Consider the following 18875-nt stretch of genomic DNA (forward strand, 5'->3'; position numbering starts at 1 on the left):
AGGGCGGCGCCGGCGCGATCCGCGCGATCGCACGCAGGCTGGCTCGTGTCGCGGCGGCGGCCTCCGTTGCCGCGTTGGCCGCTTGCGCTACGCCGCCCCGGCCTGCGATCGCCCCCGACATGTCGCCCGATGCGTTCTCGCGGGTCGGACGCTTTGCCATCACCGTAACGCATGACGGCGGCAAGACCGAAGCCGTGCAGGGCGGCTTTGCCTGGCGCGACGACGGCAGGCATTATCAGCTCGATCTCACCAATCCGCTCGGTTCGACCGAGGCGCGCGTAGAGGGCCGGCCCGGCTCGGCGCTGCTCTTGCGCGCCGACGGCAGCCAGCTGCGGGCGCAAGATCCCGACAGCCTCGTGGAAGACGCCCTGGGCAGCCCCGTTCCGGTCGGCGGCCTGCGCGACTGGCTGCGCGGTCGCCTGATGGCCAACCAGGCCCAGGACCTCAAGCGCGACAGCCAGGGGCGGCCCGAGTCGTTCGGCCAAAGCGGCTGGCAGGCCCGTCTGTCGCGCTACGACGCGCAGGGGCCGCGTTTGCTGGTGCTCAGGCGCGAGGAAGCGCGGCGCGCCATCTCGGTGCGCCTGGTGGTGGACTCGCCCGATCCCTCTTAGCCTGGCCCCATGACTCCCGCCGCGCTTTACGACGTTCCCGCGCCGGCCAAGCTCAACCTTTTTCTGCACGTGGTGGGCCGCCGCGCCGACGGCTACCACTTGCTGCAAACGGCGTTCCGCTTCGTCGACCTGGCCGATACCCTGAGCTTTGAGCGTCGCGCCGACGGCGTGATCGAGCGCGCCTACGACCTGCCTGGCGTGGCGTCGCAGGACGATCTGGTCGTGCGCGCGGCGCGCACCCTGCAGCAGGCTACCGGCACGAGCTACGGCGCGCGCATCGGACTGGTCAAGCGCATCCCCCCGGGCGGCGGCCTGGGCGGCGGGTCCAGCGACGCCGCCACCACGCTGATCGCACTCAATCGTCTCTGGAACACCGGCCTGTCGCGGCGCGAGTTGATGGCGCTGGCCTTGCCGCTGGGCGCCGATGTGCCCGTGTTCGTATTCGGCCAGTCCGCGTTTGCCCAAGGCGTAGGCGAGGAGCTGGCTGCGGTGGCCTTGCCCGAGGCCGCTTATCTGGTGGCGCAACCCGACGTCAGCGTGCCCACTGCCGAGATTTTCGGCGCCCCTGATTTGACACGTGATACCAAACCCGTCAAAATAGCGGACTTTCTTGCTTACCCAAATGCCGGGTTTGGCAAAAATGACCTGGAGCCTGTGGCCTTTGCCCGCTACCCTGAGATTTTCAGGTGCAGCGAGTGGCTGAAAGCCCGACTTCAGACGCCAGTGCGCATGTCCGGCTCCGGCGCCTGTCTCTTTGTCGAATTTGCCACGCAGGCCCGAGCGCTTTTGGCTCAGCAAGAAATAACCGCTACAATGCGCGTCGCTGTGAATAGTGCAACCGGCACGACCCGCAGCGCAGCGCCGGAATTTCGGTTGATCCAGGCTTGCGCCGGCTTGGCTGAACATCCGTTGTGGCACTGGATTGCAAGTTAGTTGGGGAGTCGCCAAGCTGGTTAAGGCACCGGATTTTGATTCCGGCATGCGAAGGTTCGAATCCTTCCTCCCCAGCCCACCAGAATTAAAAAGAAGCTGTTGAACACGAGACATGGTTCAGCAGCTTTTTTTGTCGCCGGGCCGCCCCAAGGCAACGACGCGCTCCCCTTGGGGGCGGCAAGCCGAAGGCGTAGCGAGGGGGCTTTTTCTATCTTCAGGCCGAAAACACGGCGTGAAGTTTTTTCTTTTTTGCGTCCTTCCGATCGGTCGGGCAAAAGCCGTCAGCACATACGTGGCACAGCACCATGGCAAACGATAGCTTCATGATCTTTACCGGCACGGCCAACACGCGTTTGGCCGTCGACGTGGTCAACCATCTGGATATGTCCCTGGGCAAGATGACCGTGGGCCGGTTCTCGGATGGCGAAGTCATGGCCGAGATCAACGAGAACGTCCGCGGTCGCGATGTTTTCGTGTTGCAGCCCACCTGCGCGCCCACCAACGACAACCTGATGGAAATCATGGTGATGGTCGACGCCTTGCGCCGCGCCTCGGCCGGCCGCATCACGGCTGCGATCCCGTATTTCGGCTACGCCCGCCAGGACCGCCGTCCGCGTTCGGCCCGCGTGGCCATTTCGGCCAAGGTCGTGGCCAATATGCTGCAGGTCGCCGGCGTCGACCGCGTCCTTACCATGGACCTGCACGCCGACCAGATCCAGGGCTTTTTCGACATTCCGGTCGACAACATCTATGCCGCTCCCATTCTGCTGGGCGACATCTGGCGCCGGAACTTCTCGAATCTGGTGGTGGTCTCGCCCGACATCGGCGGCGTGGTGCGCGCCCGCGCGCTGGCCAAGCAGCTTGAAGCCGACCTGGCCATCATCGACAAGCGCCGCCCGCGCGCCAATGTGTCCGAGGTCATGAACATCATCGGCGAAGTCGACGGCCGCACCTGCCTGATCATGGACGATATGGTCGACACCGCCGGCACGCTGGTCAAGGCGGCCCAGGCGCTCAAGGAGCGCGGCGCCGGCGCGGTGTATGCGTACTGTACGCACCCGGTGCTGTCCGGCCCGGCCATCGAGCGCCTCGAGGCTTCCGATCTGGACGAACTGGTGGTGACCGACACCATTCCGCTGTCGGAAACGGCCGCCGCCTGCGGCAAGATCCGCCAGCTGTCGTGCGCATCGCTGCTCGGCGAGACGATTCTGCGCATTTCCAACGCGGAGTCGGTCAGCTCGCTGTTCGCCGACTGAAAGTATTGAAGAATCTGTTCCCCGCTGGTCGCGGCGGGGAGCGATGAAGCCGGGCGCATGTCGCGCCCGGACAATCCCGGCAGTGCAAGCGGTACCGCGCTGTCTTATTTGCTAGTTTGGAGTTTTTCATGAAATTTTCTGCCACTGCGCGTAGCGTCCAGGGTTCGAGTGCGAGCCGCCGCCTGCGCCGCGCGGGTCGCGTTCCTGCCATTGTGTATGGCGGTACGGCTGCCCCGCTGAACATCGAACTCGATCACAACGAGATCTATCATGCCCTGCGCAAAGAATCCTTCCACGCGTCGATCCTGACGATGGAAGTGGCCGGCAGCCAGAGCGAGCAGGTGCTGCTGCGCTCGGTTCAATGGCACCCGTACAAGCAGCAGGTGCTGCACGTGGACTTCCAGCGCGTCGATGCCAATCAGGCGCTGCACACCAAGGTGCCCCTGCACTTCGTCAACGGCGACACCTCGCCCGCGGTCAAGCTGTCCGGCGCCATGATCTCGCACGTCATGAACGAAGTCGACATCGTCTGCCTGCCCTCCAACCTGCCCCAGTTCATCGAAGTGAACCTGGGCAACATGCTGGTGGGCAGTTCGGTGCATGCCTCCGATCTCAAGCTGCCGATCGGCGTGACGCTGAACCTGCACGGCAACAACCCCGTCGTGGCCACCGCCATGGTCAAGGGCGGCGCCGCTGCCGAAGAGACTGCTGCCGGCGAACAGCCCGCAGCCTAAGCCGAACAGGGCATCGCCCTTCGCAACGAACCCCGCGCGTGCGTACTGCATTCGCGGGGTTTTTTTCCGCCAGGCCGCTCTCCAGGCAAACCGGCCCCTTGAGGGGGCAGCAAGCCGAAGGCGCAGCGTGGGGGCACTTTTATAAGCCGTATCCATGAGTGATCCCATCCGTTTGATCGTGGGCCTGGGCAACCCGGGGCCCGAATACGAGACCACGCGGCACAATGCCGGATTCTGGCTGGCCGATCATTACGCCGACGATCTGCGGGCTTCGTTCAATTTCGAGAAGGCTTTCTTCGGTATGGTGGCCAAGGCCAGGCGGGGCGCGGAGAACGTGCTGCTGCTCAAGCCGGCCACGTATATGAACCGCTCGGGACAGGCGGTGGGGGCGATGGCGCGCTTCTATAAGCTCGAACCTGCGCAGGTGCTCGTGCTGCACGACGAGCTGGACCTGCTGCCGGGCCAGGTAAAGATGAAGCAGGGCGGCGGGCACGCCGGTCACAATGGCTTGCGCGATATCCAGTCCGCGCTGGGCAGCCCGGACTTCTGGCGTATTCGCATCGGCATCGGTCATCCGCGCACGCTGGGTCTGGCGCAGCCCGTGGCGGACTTCGTGCTGCACCCGCCGCGCCGCGAAGAACTGAGCGGCATCGAGAGCGTGATCGACCGCTGCCGCGCCGTGCTGCCCGCCCTGCTCGACGGCGAGCTGACCCAGGCCACCCGCCAACTGCATGGCGGCAACGCCGCCTGAACCGGCATCGAGCGCCATGATCCGAACCGCGTCCGCACCGCTTTCCTTCCGACAGGATCTGGCCGATTTCTGGCGCTTTCTCCGGCATCCCGACCTGCGCCGCGCGCCGGGCCGCCGAGCCGGGAGCAGCCTCATGAGCGACTGGTGGCCAGGCATATCCTTCGGCCGCCTGCTGGCCTGGGCCGCGGTGCTGTGGTTCGTCAATGCGGTACTGTTCGGTCCCTTGTCCCTGATGGTGGCGCAGAAGCTGGGCGCCGAGCACAGGCTCGACGCAGAGCACGTGCCGGTGCTGATCGCCGTGCTCTGGGCGCCGATGGTCGAAGAGCTGCTGTTTCGCTACGGCATGCGCAGGCCTGCGCAGGCGTGGTGGCTGGTGCCGCTGGCCGTCGTGCTGGTATCGCACCCGCTCAGCTTCCTGAGTTGGGTCATTCTGGCCGTCGCGTTGCTGCTGGCCTGCCGGCCCTTGCGCCGCGGCCGCATTTCACGCGGCCATTGGGCCCGCGCCTGGCGGCGCGAATACGCGCGCGTCTACGGCGCGGTCTTTCACGGGGTGGCGCTCGTGTTTGCGGCCGTGCACCTGCACAATTTTTTCTTCGACAAGACCACCTTGTGGCTTCTGCCGTTTCTGGTGCTGCCGCAATGGGTCACCGGCCTGGTGCTCGGTTGGATGCGCACGCGCCGCGGCATCGGCGCTTCGATGGCCCTGCACGCGCTGTTCAATGCGGGGCCGGTGCTGGTCATCGTGATGACGCTGCATTTCTTTCCAGGCAGTGCGTAAACAGGGCTTGGCATAGCTGCTCCACCGGGCCGTCCCAGTCGCCTGCCGTCGTCTGGCGAAAGAGCCGCATCGTGCCCGGATACCAGGGCGTCGTCTCGCCGTCGAGCACCCAGCGCCAGTCCGTGCCCTCGACAGGGATCAGCGTCCAGCACGGCACGCCGAGCGCGCCGGCAAGGTGTACCGCGGCCGTGTCCACGCTGATCAGCAGGTCCAGCTGCGCGATGATTGCAGCGCTGTCGGCGAAATCGGCGATGTCCGAACCCAGATGCAGGAGCGGCTGATCGTCCGCAAGCCGGCGCGCCTCGTCTTCGCCCTGACCCTTTTGCACGCTGACGAAGCTGACGCCGGGCACCTGCCATAGCGGCGCCAAGGTGTGCAGGCTGGATAGAGAACGGTTGCCGTCGTTCAAGTGCTGGGCATTGCCTTTCCAGGTCAGGCCGACCTTGATGCCGGGCAGGCTATCGAGCTGCCGGCGCCATTTCGCCAGGCGCGCGGGCGCGGCTTGCACATACACCGCGGGAGGAATGTCGTCGAACGTTGCCGTGTTCAGAAGATGCGGCAAGCTCATGATCAGCGTCCAGTAGTCGTAGCCGATCAGCGCCTGCGCGTCTTGCATCGTGGCGGTCTTGCCCGTGCCGACTACCGCATCGACATGCGGCAGGCCTTCGAACAAGGGTTTGAGCGGGTGTTGGCACACCAGAATGATGCGGCTCGCGCCCAAGGCTTTCAGGCGCGGCAGATACCGCGCGAACTGGATCATGTCGCCGAAACCCTGCTCCTGCCAGATCACCAGCGATTTGCCTTGCAGCGATTCGCCCTGCCACTGGGGGTAATTGAGCGTCGTGGGCATGGGCCAGCGGGTGAGAGTCTGCCGGTCCGGATCGTAGCGCGATTCGTACAGCGGCCAGGCCTCGGCCAGTCTGCCTTGCCGCAGCAGCGTAAAGGCCAGACCGAAACGGATATCGGGAGATTGCGGGCGCAGCGCGAAGGCGCGGCGCAGGGCAGCCTCGGATTCGCTCAGGCGATTGAGGCTGTCCAGCACGACGCCCAGATTGCTCCAGGTGTCCCAGTCTCCCGGGTTCAGGTCCAGCACGCGGCGATAGACGGATTCGGCCTGGGCGAACTTGTTCTGGCGATGCAGGACGGCGCCCAGTTGTTCCTGTAAACGCGCGTTGTGCGGGTCGAGCGCGACGGCTTTGCGGTAGTGCGATTCGCCTTGCGGCAATTTGTTCTGCAAGATCAGCACGGACGCGAGGCATGCATGGGCCAGGGCCGATTCGGGCTGCAGCGCCAGCGCATGACGGCAGCTTTGCTCGGCGTCCGACAGGCGGCCCACCGCGACCATCAACGTGCCCAGGTTCTGATGCGCTTGCGCAAACCCGGGCCGATGCCGAATCGCCTGCCGATAGGCCGATTCCGCTTCGACGTGATGGCCCATGTCGTCCAGCAGCATGCCCAGGTCGTGGTGTATTTCGGCCAGATCGGGCCGCAGCGCAAGCGCGCGCCGGTAGGCGGCCGCCGCGTCGTTCAGCCGGCCCTCTTCCCGATATAGCTCGGCCAGTCTGAGCCAGGTCGGAACATGAGCCTCATTGCAGCTCAGGGCCTGCCGGTAGGCCTGCTGGGCCTGCTGCGGCTGGTCGCTTTGCTGCAGAGCATGGCCAAGCTGGTAGTGCGCTTCGGCCAGACAAGGCTGCAGCGCCAGCGCCTGGCGCAGAATCAAAATGGCCTCTTGCGCGTGGTCTTGCGCGATGAGGCGCGCGCCGCTGAGGACCAGCTGGTCCGCCTGTTCGCGCAGATCGATGTGGGAGGGAAAGGTCATGCCGAAGAAGTGTGCGGTACGGTCAATCGCGGCGACATTCGCGCATCGTCCGATTATCGTTCAGCTTGCCAGCCAACGCAGCACGCCCTGCGCCGCGGCCCGTCCGCTGGCGATGCAGCCGGTCAGCAGATAGCCTCCGGTGGGCGCTTCCCAATCCAGCATCTCGCCGGCGCAGAAGGTGCCCGGCAATTGCGCCAGCATGTAATTGCCGTCGAGGGCTTCGAAGCGCACGCCGCCGGCGGTGCTGATGGCCTCGTCGATCGGCCGCGTGCCTCCCAGCACGAGCGGCAGCGCCTTGATGGCACGGGCCAGCTCGTGAACGTCCTGCATGACGTCCTTGCTCAACACTTCGCGCAGCAGCGCAGCCTTGACCCCGGCGATGCCCACGCGGCTCTGCAGATGCGAAGACAAGGAGCGCGCGCCGCGCGGATGCGCCACGTCGGCCAGCACGCGTTCGGCGGAGCGGTCCGGCAGCAGGTCCAGTGTCAGCGTGGCCTGGCCATCGCGTTCGATCTGGTCGCGCAGCGCCGCCGACAGCGTATAGATCAGGCCGCCTTCCACGCCGTGCTCGCTGGCGACGAATTCGCCGCGTCGCTGCAGCGTGCCGCCGCCGGGCGCCAGGCAGCCGGCCTGAACGTTCTTGACGGGCGAGCCTGCGAACTTGGCGCGAAAGAAATCGGACCACGCGATGTCGAACCCGCAGTTGGCGGGTTTGAGCGGCGCGAGCGCGACGCCGCGTTCGGCCAGCAGAGAAAACCACGCGCCGTCCGAACCCAGCCTGGCCCAGCTGCCGCCGCCCAGAGCGAGGATGACCGCGCGCGTTTCGCATGTCGTCTCGCCGCCGGGCGTGGCGAAACGCAGCCGTCCGGCCTCGTCCCAGCCTGTCCAGCGATGGCGGGCATGCGTCGCGACGCCGCTTGCGCGCAGGCGATGCACCCAGGCGCGCAGCAGCGGCGCGGCCTTCATCTCGCGCGGGAAGACGCGTCCCGAAGTGCCGACGAACGTCTCGACGCCCAGGCCTTGCGCCCAGTCGCACAAGGCTTGCGGGGGGTGGTCGCGCACCAGCGGCTCAAGCTCGGCCTGGCGCTCGCCGTAGCGGGCCAGAAAGCGGTCGAGCGGTTCGCTGTGCGTCAGATTGAGCCCGCCGCGGCCCGCCATGAGAAATTTGCGTCCCAGAGATGGCATGGCGTCGAACAGGTCGACGCCCGCGCCGGCGGCGGCAAGCACTTCGGCGGCGGCCAGCCCCGCCGGACCGCCGCCGATGATGGCGATGCGAGAAGAAGAATGCGTCATGCGCCGCAGTGTAGAGCCATTGCGACGCCGCCCGAGCTTATTGCCGGCTTGGCATCAACGGCCGGCGCGGTTCTTCTCGATCCAGTCGGCGAACTTGCCGGCGAAGGTCTTGAGAAAGTCGCGGGTGGCCTCGTTGTTCACCTCGCCGTCCTCGCCGATGAAATCGCCCGCCTTGGACAGATACATCTCGGGCTGCTGCAGAATGGGCATATCCAGAAACACCAGCGGCTGGCGCAGGTGATGGTTGGCGCCGAAAGCGCCCAGAAGGCCCGGCGACACGCTGATGATCGCGGCCGGCTTGCCCTGCCACACGCTCTTGCCGTAGGGGCGCGAGCCCACGTCGATCGCGTTCTTGAGGGCGCCCGGGATCGAGCGGTTGTATTCGGGGGTGACGAACAGCACGGCGTCGGCCGCGGCGACCTCGCCGCGAAAACGCGCCCAGGGGGCCGGGGCGCTTTCGTCCAGATCCGGGTTGTAGAGCGGCAGATCGCCGATTTCGACGAGGTTCAGGTTCATGCGCGGTGCGGCCAGATCTTTGACCGCCAGGGCGACGGAGCGATTGAAGGAGCCTTTGCGCAGACTGCCGACGATGACGGCGACGTTCAGGGACATGACGGATTCCTTTTCAATGGGGAATAAACGCGGCGGATGACTGCTTTTCATCATAAAGGCGGGGCGCGCAATATGGGAACGTTCTTGTCCGGTCAAACCCAGACAGAGCGTTCCATCCATGCCCACATTCTCCGGCGCCCAGGCGCAAGACACGCTCGAACACGCCATGCGCCTGGGCGCGCAGGGCCAATTCGAGCAGGCTGTCGCGGCTTACGAGCAGGCGCTGGTGCAGGACCCCGCGCTGGTCGAAGCCTATATGGGCCTGGGCTTGATGCTGACGACGCTGGGCCGGCTTCCCGAAGCGATCCGGGCATGCCAGGGCGCCTTGTCGCTGCGGCCCGACATGCCCGAACTGCACAACAATCTGGGCTCTCTGTTCAACTGCCTGGATCAGCACGCGCAGGCCGAGGCGGCGCTGCGCCAGGCCATTGCCCTGCGGCCGCTGTACGTCGAGGCGCATTACGGCCTGGGCATGACGCTCGTCGCCATGAACCGGCTCGCAGAAGCCGAGACGGCCTTCCAGCTGGTGATCGTCCTGCAGCCCCGCATGGCCGAGGCGCATCGGCAATTGGCATCGGTGCTGGCCCGGCGCAACCTGACGCAGCAGGCCGAGATTGCCTATCGGCAAGCCTTGGCGCTGCAACCGGACGACGCAGAAAGCCTCAAGCGTCTGGGGGCCGTGCTGCACGCGCAGCAGCGGCTGCAGGAGGCCGTCCAGGCGTATCGGCAAGCGCTGGCCTTGCAGCCCGACATGGCCGACGTGCTGCACAATCTGGGCACGGCCCTGGGCCAACTGGGCCGGCTGCCCGAGGCCGAAGCCGCGCTGCGCCGTTCCCTGGCCTTGCGTCCCGACTATGCCGAGACCCAGTTCGGCCTGGGCATGATCCTGCTGGGCGCGGGCCGTCTGGCCGAAGGCTGGCCGTTCTACGAGTTCCGTCATCGCACCAAGAAGCGCCTGCAGCATGCCCTGCATCCCGGCCTGGGGCCGGGGTGCCCGCCATGGCAAGGCGAGCCGCTGGCGGGCAAGTCGGTGCTGGTCTGGCATGAGCAGGGCTTCGGCGACGTGATCCAGTTCGGACGCTATCTGTCGGTGCTCAAGGCCATGGGCGCCGCGCGCATTACCCTGGCATGCTTTCCCGAGCTGCGGGCCTTGTGCGCCGGCATTTCCGGCATCGAGGCGGTCGACGTCGACGATGCCGTGGCGCTCATGCCCACGCATGACTATCAGACCTTCGTCATGGCCATACCGCGCTGGCTGAGCACGTCGCTTCAGACGATTCCGCCCGCCGTCTATCTGCAGGCCGATGCACAGCGCGTCCAGGTCTGGCGTGAGCGGCTGGCCGGGCTGCCCGGCAGGAAAATAGGTCTGGCCTGGCGCGGCAGCGTCACCAACCTGAACGACAGCGGCCGTTCGCTGTCCTCGCTGGCCGTGCTGGAACCGTTGTGGCGCGTGCCCGGCCTGAGCTTCGTCAGTCTGCAAAAAGGTCCGGGCGAGGACCAGGCCCGCAATCCGCCGGCCGGGCAGCCTTTGCTGCATCTGGGGTCGGAGATCGCCGATTTCGCCGACACCGCGGCCATCATCGATCAGCTCGATCTGGTTATCAGCGTGGACACGGCGGTCGCTCACCTGGCCGGCTCGATGGGCAAGCCGTGCTGGGTGATGCTGCCCGCGCTGAACGTCGACTGGCGCTGGCTGCGCGAGCGCGAGGACAGCCCCTGGTACCCGGGCACCATGCGCCTGTTCCGGCAAACTGAGCCGGGGCGTTGGGATGCGATTGTCATGGCGATGGCGCAGGCGCTGAGATAATCTGGTTTCCAGTCCATTGGAGCCGCCATGCCTGCCCTGCCGAACCTGATCGCCTTCGCCCTCATTTCCCTCGGCATGGTGCTGACGCCCGGGCCGAACATGATCTATCTCGTTTCCCGCTCCATCTGCCAGGGCCGGGTCGCGGGACTGATCTCGCTGGGCGGCGTGGCGCTGGGTTTCGTTTTCTACATGCTGTGCGCCGCGTTCGGCATCACGGCATTGGTCCTGGCCATTCCGTATGCCTACGATATGCTGCGGATCGGCGGCGGACTCTACCTGCTCTATCTCGCCTGGCAGGCGGTCAAGCCCGGCGGGCGTTCGCCGTTCCATGTGCGGGATCTGCCGCAGGACAGTACGCGCAAACTGTTCACCATGGGTTTCGTTACGAACCTGCTCAATCCCAAGATCGCAGTCATGTATCTGTCGCTGCTGCCGCAGTTCATCAGCCCTGCCGGCCACGGCAGCGTGCTCATGCAATCCCTGGTGCTGGGTTCGACGCAGATTTTCATCAGCTTGAGCGTCAATGCCGTGATCGCCATGATGGCCGGGTCCATTGCGGTGTTTCTGGCCAAGCGGCCCTCCTGGCAGACCGCGCAGCGCTGGCTGATGGGTACGGTGCTTGCCGGCCTGGCCGTGCGCATGGCGCTCGAAAGCCGGCGTTGATCAAAGGGTTGTTGTCTGCCGTGGGTTTGAAAGCGTAGGTGCATCTCATGAACCGATCCATCTTCTACGCTCTATCGGCCGCGATGCTGTTCGGCGCCAGCACGCCGCTGGCCAAGGTGCTGACCGGCGACATGCCGCCCATTCTGTTGGCCGGCCTGCTGTATCTGGGCAGCGGCCTGGGGCTGACGATGATCCGTCTCGCGCGCGACCGCGGCTGGCAGGCGTCCGGCCTGAAGCCGGCGCAATGGCCCTGGCTGCTGGGCGCCATCGGCTTCGGCGGCGTGCTCGGCCCCGTTGCTTTGATGGTCGGCCTGACCAGCACGACGGGGGCGGCGGCGTCATTGCTGCTCAATCTCGAAGCCGTGCTGACGGCCCTGCTGGCCTGGATCGCCTTCAAAGAAAACACCGACGGCCGCATCGTGCTCGGCATGGCGGTCATCGTCGCCGGCGGCGTGCTGCTGTCGTGGCCGCAGGGCCGGATCGGGCAGTCGAGCTGGCAGGGCCCGGCGGCCATTGCCGCCGCCTGCCTGTGCTGGGCCATCGACAATAATCTGACGCGCAATGTATCGGCCTCGGACGCGCTTTTCATCGCCGGCAGCAAGGGGCTGGCAGCCGGGTCGGTGAACGTCGCGCTGGCCTTGTTCCTGGGCGCGGCATGGCCGTCGGCGCAGGCGGTCGCGTCCGCCATGACCCTGGGCCTGTTCGGCTACGGCATCAGCCTGGTGATGTTCGTGCTGGCGTTGCGCGGCCTGGGCTCGTCGCGCACGGGCGCGTATTTCTCTACTGCGCCTTTCGTCGGCGCGGTCATCGCGCTCGTGTTTCTGGGAGATCAAACCACCTGGCAATTCTGGCTGGCCGCAGCGTTGATGGCCTTGGGCGTGTGGCTGCACCTGACCGAACGGCATGCGCACACGCATGCGCACGACGCGCTGGAGCATGCGCATCGGCACATGCACGACGCGCATCATCAGCACGAGCACGATGCGGATTGGGACGGCAGCGAGCCGCACAGCCATGCACATCGCCACGAACCCATCACCCACAGCCATCCGCATTTTCCGGATATTCATCATCGGCATCGTCATTGAGGGCAATCGCCTTTTCCGGTATCTATCGGCCAAGCCGACGGCGTACGGCGCCGTCATGCAACAAGAGCCAAGGCGGCACCTGCCGGGGCGGCGCCGCGGTTAAGATTTCGGCATTGGGCAGGCAGGGCGCGCAACATCGCGCCGCCGAGCATGTCCCGCCTAGCGCATCATGCTGTCACCCGAGGTGAATCATCATGTCCTTATCGCGCCGCATCCCGAGCGCCCTGCGTGCTCTTCTGCTTTGCCTGGTCGTGCTTGCGCCGGCCGCCGCCCGGTCTGAACCGCGCATCGGCATCGTCCTCCTGCACGGCAAGGGCGCTACCTCCACCTCCATGGAGGGGCTGGCCGGCGCGCTCACACAAAAGGGCTATCTCGTTGCCAATCTGACCATGCCCTGGTCGGGCACTTACGAGACCGATGTCCTGGGCGCGATGCATACCGTCGACGCAGCGCTCCACGAACTGCGCAGCCGAGGCGCCGCGCAGGTGTTCGTCGCCGGGCATAGTCAGGGCGGCGTTTTTGCCCTGCGCTACGGCGTCAGGCACACCGTGACGGGTATCGTTGCCATCGCACCCGGCGGCAACGTCGGCAACGCGGCGTTCAGGGACAAGCTGAGCGAGTATGTCGATGAGGCGCGCAAGTTGATCGCCGAGGGCAAGGGCGATGAAAAGACCCGCTTTTACGACGTCGACCCTGGCGCGGGGCGAGGTTACGGCATCGTGACGACGCCGGCCATCTACCTGAGCTGGTTCAGCCCCGACGGCGCCATGAACGAATACGGGGCTGCAAAGAAGATGAACCCGGCGACCCCCGTGCTGTTCATCGCGCCGACGGGAGACATGCCGGGCCTGAAGCGAGGCAATCCCCAGATCTTTTCGCTGCTGCCCCGCAATTCGCACACCGAATTCTATGAGCCTGCGAGCAGCCATACGCAGGCGCCCAACGCGTCGGCCGAAGAAATAGCCCGATGGATGGCCGAGGTTGCCGCCGCGGCGCATCCGTAGAGGCCTGTCTGCGCGAAACCGGCTGTGTTGCGGCGCGCCCAAGGCTTTCGATGCTCGGCTCGGGCCTGCAGTGCAGCCATGACCGGGCGGCGCCTGGTGAGGCATAAATAAATCAAGGACGCTCATGGCTTCGCAATGTGACATCGGCGGTTTATCCAGCGAGGAGGCGGCGCGCCGGCTGGGTCAGGTCGGCCCGAACGAAGTCGCTGAGCAAGAGGCGCAGCCTGTACGCCGCGTTCTGCGCCATTTCTGGTCGCCGGTGCCCTGCATGCTGGAAGCCACCGTCGTCCTGCAGATGGTGGCGGGCGAATGGGTGGAGGCGGCCATGGTCGTGGCGCTTCTGCTGGTCAACGTCGTCCTGGGCATTGTCCAGGAAGGGCGCGCGAACGCGACGCTCGCTTTGCTGCGCCAGCGGCTGGCGCCGCGGGCGCGGGCGCGGCGCGACGGGCAATGGGTCGATATTCCCGCCGCGGCACTGGTGCCGGGCGATGTCGTGCAGATCTCGTTGGGCGCGATCGTGCCGGCGGACGTGCGTATCGTGTCCGGCTCGGTACTGTTGGACCAGTCGATGCTGACCGGCGAGTCTGTTGCGGTGGATCAGTCTGCCGGCGCCATCGCCTACGCGGGCGCGCTGGTCCGGCGGGGCGAAGCGGTGGCCGAGGTCACGGCGACGGGCGCCCGCACGTACTTCGGCCGCACAGCCGAGCTGGTGCAGGCCGCCGATGTCCAGAGCAGCGAGCAGAAGGCCGTGCTTGGCGTAGTCAAGGCGTTGACCGCGGTCAATATGGCCATCGTGGTCGGCATGGTCGCCTATGCGCAAGGCATCGGGATGACGGTGGCGCAAATCGTGCCGTTGGTGCTGGCGGCGCTGCTCTCGGCGGTGCCCGTCGCGATGCCTGCCGTCTTCACGCTGGCGGCGACGCTCGGGGCGCGGCGGCTGGCGCAGCAGGGCGTCCTGCTGGCCCGCCTGCCAGCCTTGCAGGAAGCGGCCATGATCGATGTGCTGTGCGTCGACAAGACCGGAACGCTGACGGAGAACAGCCTGGGCGTCGGCCGCGTGGTGCCGCTGGAAGCGGGAATGAGCGAGTCCGCGCTGCTTGTCCGCGCCGCGGCTGCGAGCTCTACCGACGGCCAGGATCCCGTGGATGCGGCGATACGCGCGGCGGCGGCCCGGCATGACGCAGCGCTGCCGGCGGTGCGCCGTTTTACGCCATTCGATCCCGCAGCCAAGATGTCGGAAGCGCTCATCGCGGGCCCGGACGGCGCGGACATCCGCATCGTCAAAGGGTCGCCCATTGCCGTTTCCGCCTTGGCGCCGCTCGGTTCGCAGGCCCAGGTCGCCCTATCCGACCTGAGCCGCGAAGGCTACCGCGTGTTGGCCGTGGCGGCCGGCTCTCCGGGGAGCATGGCGGTGATTGGCCTCGTCGGGCTCAGCGACCCGCCCCGAACCGATTCGGCGCCCTTGCTTGGGCAGCTCAAAGATTTGGGTATCGTGCCCGTGATGGTCACCGGCGACACGGCGCTGACCGCCGGCACCGTCGCTCGCAGCATCGGCCTGGACGGACAGGTCTGTCCGTCGGGCGCGATTCCGGAGCAGGCGGCTCCTAAAGACTATGCCGTGTATGCAGGCGTCTTTCCGGAAGACAAGTTCAAGCTGGTGCGCGCCTTCCAGCGCCAGGGTCACGCGGTGGGCATGTGCGGCGACGGCGCCAACGACGCGCCGGCCCTGCGCCAGGCTCAGATGGGTATCGCGGTGGCCAGCGCGACCGATGTGGCGAAGTCTGCCTCCGGGCTGGTGCTGACCGAACCCGGTTTGCGCGGCATCGTGGCGTGTATCGAAGAGGGCCGCGCCGCATTCTGGCGCGTGCTGACGTTCACGCTGAGCATGCTGGTGAACAAGTCGGTGACGCTGATCGTCATGGGGGGCGGCCTCGTCATGACTGGTCACGCGGTAATGACGCCCATGCTCCAGGTGCTGTGGATGCTGACCAGCGACATCGCGATGATGGCGCGCGCCGGTGACCGCGCCGATCCCACGCCTTACCCCAATGCCTGGCGCATCCGCGAGCTGACCCTGGCTGCGATACCCCTGGGAGGCGTGAAGCTTGTTTACGTGATGTCGGTGCTGGCGCTAGGCTGGTTCGGGCTGGGGTTGGATACCGGGAGGATGCGCAGCCTCACCTTTCTGACCCTGGTGCTGGCGGGCCAGCTGACGGGTCTGGTGTTGCGCGAACGGAACCATGTCTGGCATTCCCGCCCGTCCAAACTGTATTGGATGGCGTCTATGGCATCGGCAGCCGTCGCCACCGCGTTCGCCTGGTCGGGCTGGCTCATGCCCGCGCTGCCAGGCCGGGTGGTTCTTGGGCTGTTTGCCGCCAGCCTGGGCTTCGGCCTCGCGCTGGACGCGACGAAAGTCCAGATGCTGCGGCGGCTGCCGATCGACCGGCGGTGATGCCGCCGGCGCGGATCGCGCGAGCCCGATGGGGTCGCGAGCGCTTACTCCTTTACCGGCGCCTTGGCGCGATATTGGCCCTGGAACCCGATCATCCAGCCGGGATACTCCGGCGGTAATTTGCTTGCTTCATCCAGCGCGGCAAGGTCGTCGGCATCGAGGCGCACCTTCGTCGAGGCGATATTGTCTTCGAGCTGCGCCTGCGTCTTGGCGCCGATGATCACCGTGCTCACGGCATCTTGATGCAGCAGCCACGCCAGCGCGATCTGCGCCACCGACACGCCGTGCTTTTGCGCGATCGGACGCATGGCCTCGATGCAGCGGAACGCGCGCGGCTTGTCGACGATGGGAAAGTCGAAATTGGCGCGGCGCGCGCCCTCCGGCGCCTTGCCGTCCTCGCTGTACTTGCCGCTGAGCAGGCCGCCCGCCAGCGGGCTCCACACCATCACGCCCAGCTTCTGGTCGCGCGCCAGCGGCAGCACCTCGCGCTCCAGGTCGCGGCCGGCGAGGGTGTAGTACGCCTGCACACTTTCGAAGCGCGCCCAGCCGCGCCTGTCGGAGATGGCCAGCCCTTTCATGATCTGCCACGCCGCCATATTGCACAGGCCGACATAGCGCACCTTGCCGCTGCGCACCAGGTCGTTCAGGGTGGAGAGCACGTCGTCCAGCGGGGTCAGCGGATCGAAGCCATGCAGCTGGTACAGGTCGATGTGATCGAGCTGCAACCGCTTCAGGCTCGCGTCGACCTGGTTCATCAGGTGGTAGCGCGACTGGCCGACCGCGTTGGGAACATCTTGCCGCATCGGGCCGGTGGCCTTGGTGGCGATGACGAACTCATCGCGCGGCAGGCCCAGTTTCTTGATGGCCTGCCCGGTGAGCGTCTCGGACTCGCCGAACGAATAGACGTTGGCCGTGTCGATGAAGTTGATGCCGGCGTCAACGGCCGTCTTGAGCTGCGCCGAGACGTCATCGAGCTGCAGGCGGCCCATATTGGCCCAGTGGCCTTGGCCGCCGAAGGTCATCGTGCCGAAGCACAGTTCCGAAACATAGAGCCCAGTCTGGCCGAGTAGGTTGTAGCGCATGAGATCTCCAGTGAAGTTGCGGGCAAGCCGGGCGGCCGGGCCTGGGAGGCGGGCAGCGGTCTTGCCCGGCCTCGCTTTTCCAGCGGCATGGTCACTCGGTTAAAATCATGCCCTTCGTGGGTAACCGGCGGGCGGCGTCCTGCAGCTTTGCCCGATACCGCCATTTTCCCACGCGCGTCCAGGCGACGCCCGTCCGAGCCTCCCTCCTTGCGGGACAAGCGCTCGGCCACGTCCGCGTCGGACTCGATAGTGTATTGATAAATATAGGATTTCCATGGCTCTGCAATGCGGCATCGTCGGCCTGCCCAACGTCGGCAAATCGACCCTTTTCAACGCCCTGACCAAGGCGGGCATCGCGGCCGAGAACTATCCCTTCTGCACGATCGAGCCCAATGTCGGCGTGGTCGAGGTGCCCGACCCGCGCCTGGCCAAGCTGGCCGAGATCGTCTCGCCCGAGCGCATCGTGCCCGCGGTGGTCGAGTTCGTGGACATCGCCGGCCTGGTGGCCGGCGCCAGCCAGGGCGAGGGCCTGGGCAACCAGTTCCTCTCGCACATCCGCGAGACCGACGCCATCGTCAACGTGGTGCGCTGCTTCGAAGACACCAACGTGATCCACGTGGCCGGCAAGGTGGACCCCATCGCCGACATCGAGGTGATCTCCACCGAACTGGCGCTGGCCGACCTGCAGACCATCGAGAAGGCCATTCACCGCAACAACAAGACGGCGCGCTCCGGCGACAAGGAAGCGGCCAAGCTGGTGGCGCTGCTCGAACGCTGCCAGAAGCACCTGGACGCCGGCCAGCCCATCCGCTCGCTGGGCCTGGATGCCGACGAGCTGTTCTCGCTCAAGTCCTTCGGCTTCATCACGGCCAAGCCGGCGATGTTCGTGGCCAACGTCAGCGACCATGGCTTCGAGAACAACCCGCTGCTAGACCGCCTGACCGACTACGCCACCAAGCAGAACGCGCCCGTGGTGGCGATCTGCGCGGCCATCGAGGCCGAGATCGCTGAGCTGGACGACGCCGACAAGGCCGCCTTCCTGGCCGACATGGGCATGAAGGAGCCCGGCCTGGACCGCCTGATCCGCGCGGGCTACGGCCTGCTGGGCCTGCAGACGTATTTCACCGCCGGCGTGAAGGAAGTGCGCGCCTGGACGGTCAAGGTCGGCGCCACCGCGCCGCAGGCCGCCGGTGTCATCCACACCGATTTCGAACGCGGCTTCATCCGCGCCCAGACGATTTCGTACGAAGACTTCATTGCTTACAAGGGCGAGGCGGGTGCGAAGGAAGCGGGCAAGATGCGGGCCGAAGGCAAGGAATATGTGGTGCAGGATGGGGATGTGATGAACTTCTTGTTCAACGTTTGACGGTCCTTTGCAACCTCAGGGACGTTTGGTGTCGCTCGACGGACTGAGCAGGTCTTTGAAGTTAAGGGGAGGCTGCTATGCCTCCCCTTCTTCTGATTGCTACGGCCAAGCAATCCGATCGATTTTTAATGATAGGTGTTGGCGGCTCAAATATAGGTAACGGGTACTCTTAAATAGGGTAATGGCGGCATGAATTACCTCGTTTGTTTTTTACAAAAACGATGTCATTCGCATCCTGGACATACTTAATCGACGGTGGTTAAACGTGTGTTCAACCTCTGAGTCTTGGCTTTTCACGCGGCACGAATCCATTTTTTCGAACCCTCAGGCGTCGAGCAGCACCCCGGTCCGGATCGGGCGCGTGCCGGTCACCTGCCCCAGCGACTCGCCCGTCGTGACGAAGCGGATCGACCGTCGCATGTAGAAAATGCCTTCGGTATTGCTGTGCACGGTGATCGTCTTGTCGGTCAGGGGATCGACAATGTCGAACAGCGGATCGCCGACGCTGATCAGGTCGCCCATTGCGGCACGATGCACCAGAATGCCGCTCGCGGGCGCGTAGAACAGTTCGCTGCCCGCGAGCGGCGTGGCTTGGTGCGCCCAGGGCGGGAGCGGCCGCGCGGCAC

16 protein-coding genes, 1 tRNA gene and 1 pseudogene are annotated in these 18875 nt (G+C 65.9%); 13 read left to right on the top strand and 5 right to left on the bottom strand.

Annotation, left to right across the window (positions count from 1 at the left end):
* The first annotated feature begins 17 nt into the window (after positions 1–17).
* The 7 genes from lolB (at position 18) to ACTHJ1_RS16475 (ending at position 5063) form a co-directional block, all read left to right on the top strand.
* Complete coding sequence (lolB, locus tag ACTHJ1_RS16445; protein ID WP_440194572.1) at positions 18–611, top strand: lipoprotein insertase outer membrane protein LolB; 594 nt, start codon at positions 18–20, stop codon at positions 609–611.
* Positions 612–620: 9 nt separating this feature from the next.
* Positions 621–1544, top strand: coding sequence for a 4-(cytidine 5'-diphospho)-2-C-methyl-D-erythritol kinase (gene ispE, locus ACTHJ1_RS16450; protein WP_440194531.1), 924 nt, complete (start codon positions 621–623; stop codon positions 1542–1544).
* A gap of 1 nt (position 1545) precedes the next feature.
* Positions 1546–1619, top strand: a tRNA-Gln gene (locus ACTHJ1_RS16455).
* Positions 1620–1849: 230 nt separating this feature from the next.
* Entirely contained in the window at positions 1850–2800 is a 951-nt protein-coding gene (locus ACTHJ1_RS16460) for a ribose-phosphate pyrophosphokinase (RefSeq protein WP_440194534.1), read from the top strand.
* 128 nt (positions 2801–2928) lie between these two features.
* Positions 2929–3534: a 50S ribosomal protein L25/general stress protein Ctc gene (locus ACTHJ1_RS16465; RefSeq protein ID WP_440194537.1), complete on the top strand. Its 606-nt coding sequence runs from the start codon at positions 2929–2931 to the stop codon at positions 3532–3534.
* Between the two features lie 154 nt (positions 3535–3688).
* A complete protein-coding gene (gene pth, locus ACTHJ1_RS16470) occupies positions 3689–4285 on the top strand; it encodes an aminoacyl-tRNA hydrolase (RefSeq protein ID WP_440194539.1) in 597 nt (198 codons plus the stop codon).
* Positions 4286–4301: 16 nt separating this feature from the next.
* Complete coding sequence (locus tag ACTHJ1_RS16475) at positions 4302–5063, top strand: CPBP family glutamic-type intramembrane protease (protein WP_440194541.1); 762 nt, start codon at positions 4302–4304, stop codon at positions 5061–5063.
* Here ACTHJ1_RS16475 and ACTHJ1_RS16480 read toward each other — a convergent pair.
* Genes ACTHJ1_RS16480 through ACTHJ1_RS16490 form a run of 3 tightly spaced genes read right to left on the bottom strand, consistent with a single transcriptional unit; the run spans position 5023 to position 8787 of the window.
* Complete coding sequence (locus tag ACTHJ1_RS16480; protein WP_440194544.1) at positions 5023–6882, bottom strand: tetratricopeptide repeat protein; 1860 nt, start codon at positions 6880–6882, stop codon at positions 5023–5025. The genes ACTHJ1_RS16475 and ACTHJ1_RS16480 overlap by 41 nt on opposite strands.
* A 60-nt stretch (positions 6883–6942) precedes the next feature.
* Entirely contained in the window at positions 6943–8175 is a 1233-nt protein-coding gene (locus tag ACTHJ1_RS16485; protein WP_440194546.1) for a TIGR03862 family flavoprotein, read from the bottom strand.
* A 54-nt stretch (positions 8176–8229) separates the two neighbouring features.
* Positions 8230–8787 (bottom strand): NADPH-dependent FMN reductase, encoded by a 558-nt coding sequence (locus ACTHJ1_RS16490; RefSeq protein WP_440194548.1) that lies wholly within the window; start codon positions 8785–8787, stop codon positions 8230–8232.
* A gap of 118 nt (positions 8788–8905) precedes the next feature.
* Here ACTHJ1_RS16490 and ACTHJ1_RS16495 point away from each other — a divergent pair, with 118 nt between their 5' ends.
* The 5 genes from ACTHJ1_RS16495 (at position 8906) to ACTHJ1_RS16515 (ending at position 15801) form a co-directional block, all read left to right on the top strand.
* Positions 8906–10594 (top strand): tetratricopeptide repeat protein, encoded by a 1689-nt coding sequence (locus ACTHJ1_RS16495; protein WP_440194549.1) that lies wholly within the window; start codon positions 8906–8908, stop codon positions 10592–10594.
* Between the two features lie 27 nt (positions 10595–10621).
* Positions 10622–11257, top strand: a complete 636-nt coding sequence (locus ACTHJ1_RS16500) for a LysE family translocator (protein WP_440194552.1) — start codon at positions 10622–10624, stop codon at positions 11255–11257.
* Positions 11258–11304: 47 nt separating this feature from the next.
* On the top strand, positions 11305–12345 hold the full coding sequence (locus ACTHJ1_RS16505; protein ID WP_440194555.1) for an EamA family transporter: 1041 nt from the start codon (positions 11305–11307) through the stop codon (positions 12343–12345).
* 194 nt (positions 12346–12539) lie between these two features.
* Entirely contained in the window at positions 12540–13349 is an 810-nt protein-coding gene (locus ACTHJ1_RS16510; RefSeq protein ID WP_440194558.1) for an alpha/beta hydrolase, read from the top strand.
* Between the two features lie 124 nt (positions 13350–13473).
* Positions 13474–15801, top strand: a complete 2328-nt coding sequence (locus ACTHJ1_RS16515; RefSeq protein WP_440194561.1) for an HAD-IC family P-type ATPase — start codon at positions 13474–13476, stop codon at positions 15799–15801.
* A gap of 44 nt (positions 15802–15845) precedes the next feature.
* On the opposite strand, the gene ACTHJ1_RS16520 is transcribed toward ACTHJ1_RS16515, so the two are convergent.
* Positions 15846–16883 carry an aldo/keto reductase gene (locus tag ACTHJ1_RS16520; protein WP_440194564.1) on the bottom strand — a complete coding sequence of 346 codons (1038 nt, stop codon included), beginning with the start codon at positions 16881–16883 and terminating at the stop codon, positions 15846–15848.
* A gap of 274 nt (positions 16884–17157) precedes the next feature.
* Between ACTHJ1_RS16520 and ychF the strand changes: the two genes are divergently transcribed.
* A complete protein-coding gene (gene ychF, locus ACTHJ1_RS16525; RefSeq protein WP_440194567.1) occupies positions 17158–18249 on the top strand; it encodes a redox-regulated ATPase YchF in 1092 nt (363 codons plus the stop codon).
* Positions 18250–18573: 324 nt separating this feature from the next.
* Here ychF and ACTHJ1_RS16530 read toward each other — a convergent pair.
* A pseudogene (locus tag ACTHJ1_RS16530) lies at positions 18574–18875 on the bottom strand (succinylglutamate desuccinylase); the annotation flags it as partial.

The sequence above is a fragment of the Bordetella sp. genome (genome assembly GCF_051960075.1).
Classification (GTDB): domain Bacteria; phylum Pseudomonadota; class Gammaproteobacteria; order Burkholderiales; family Burkholderiaceae_B; genus Bordetella.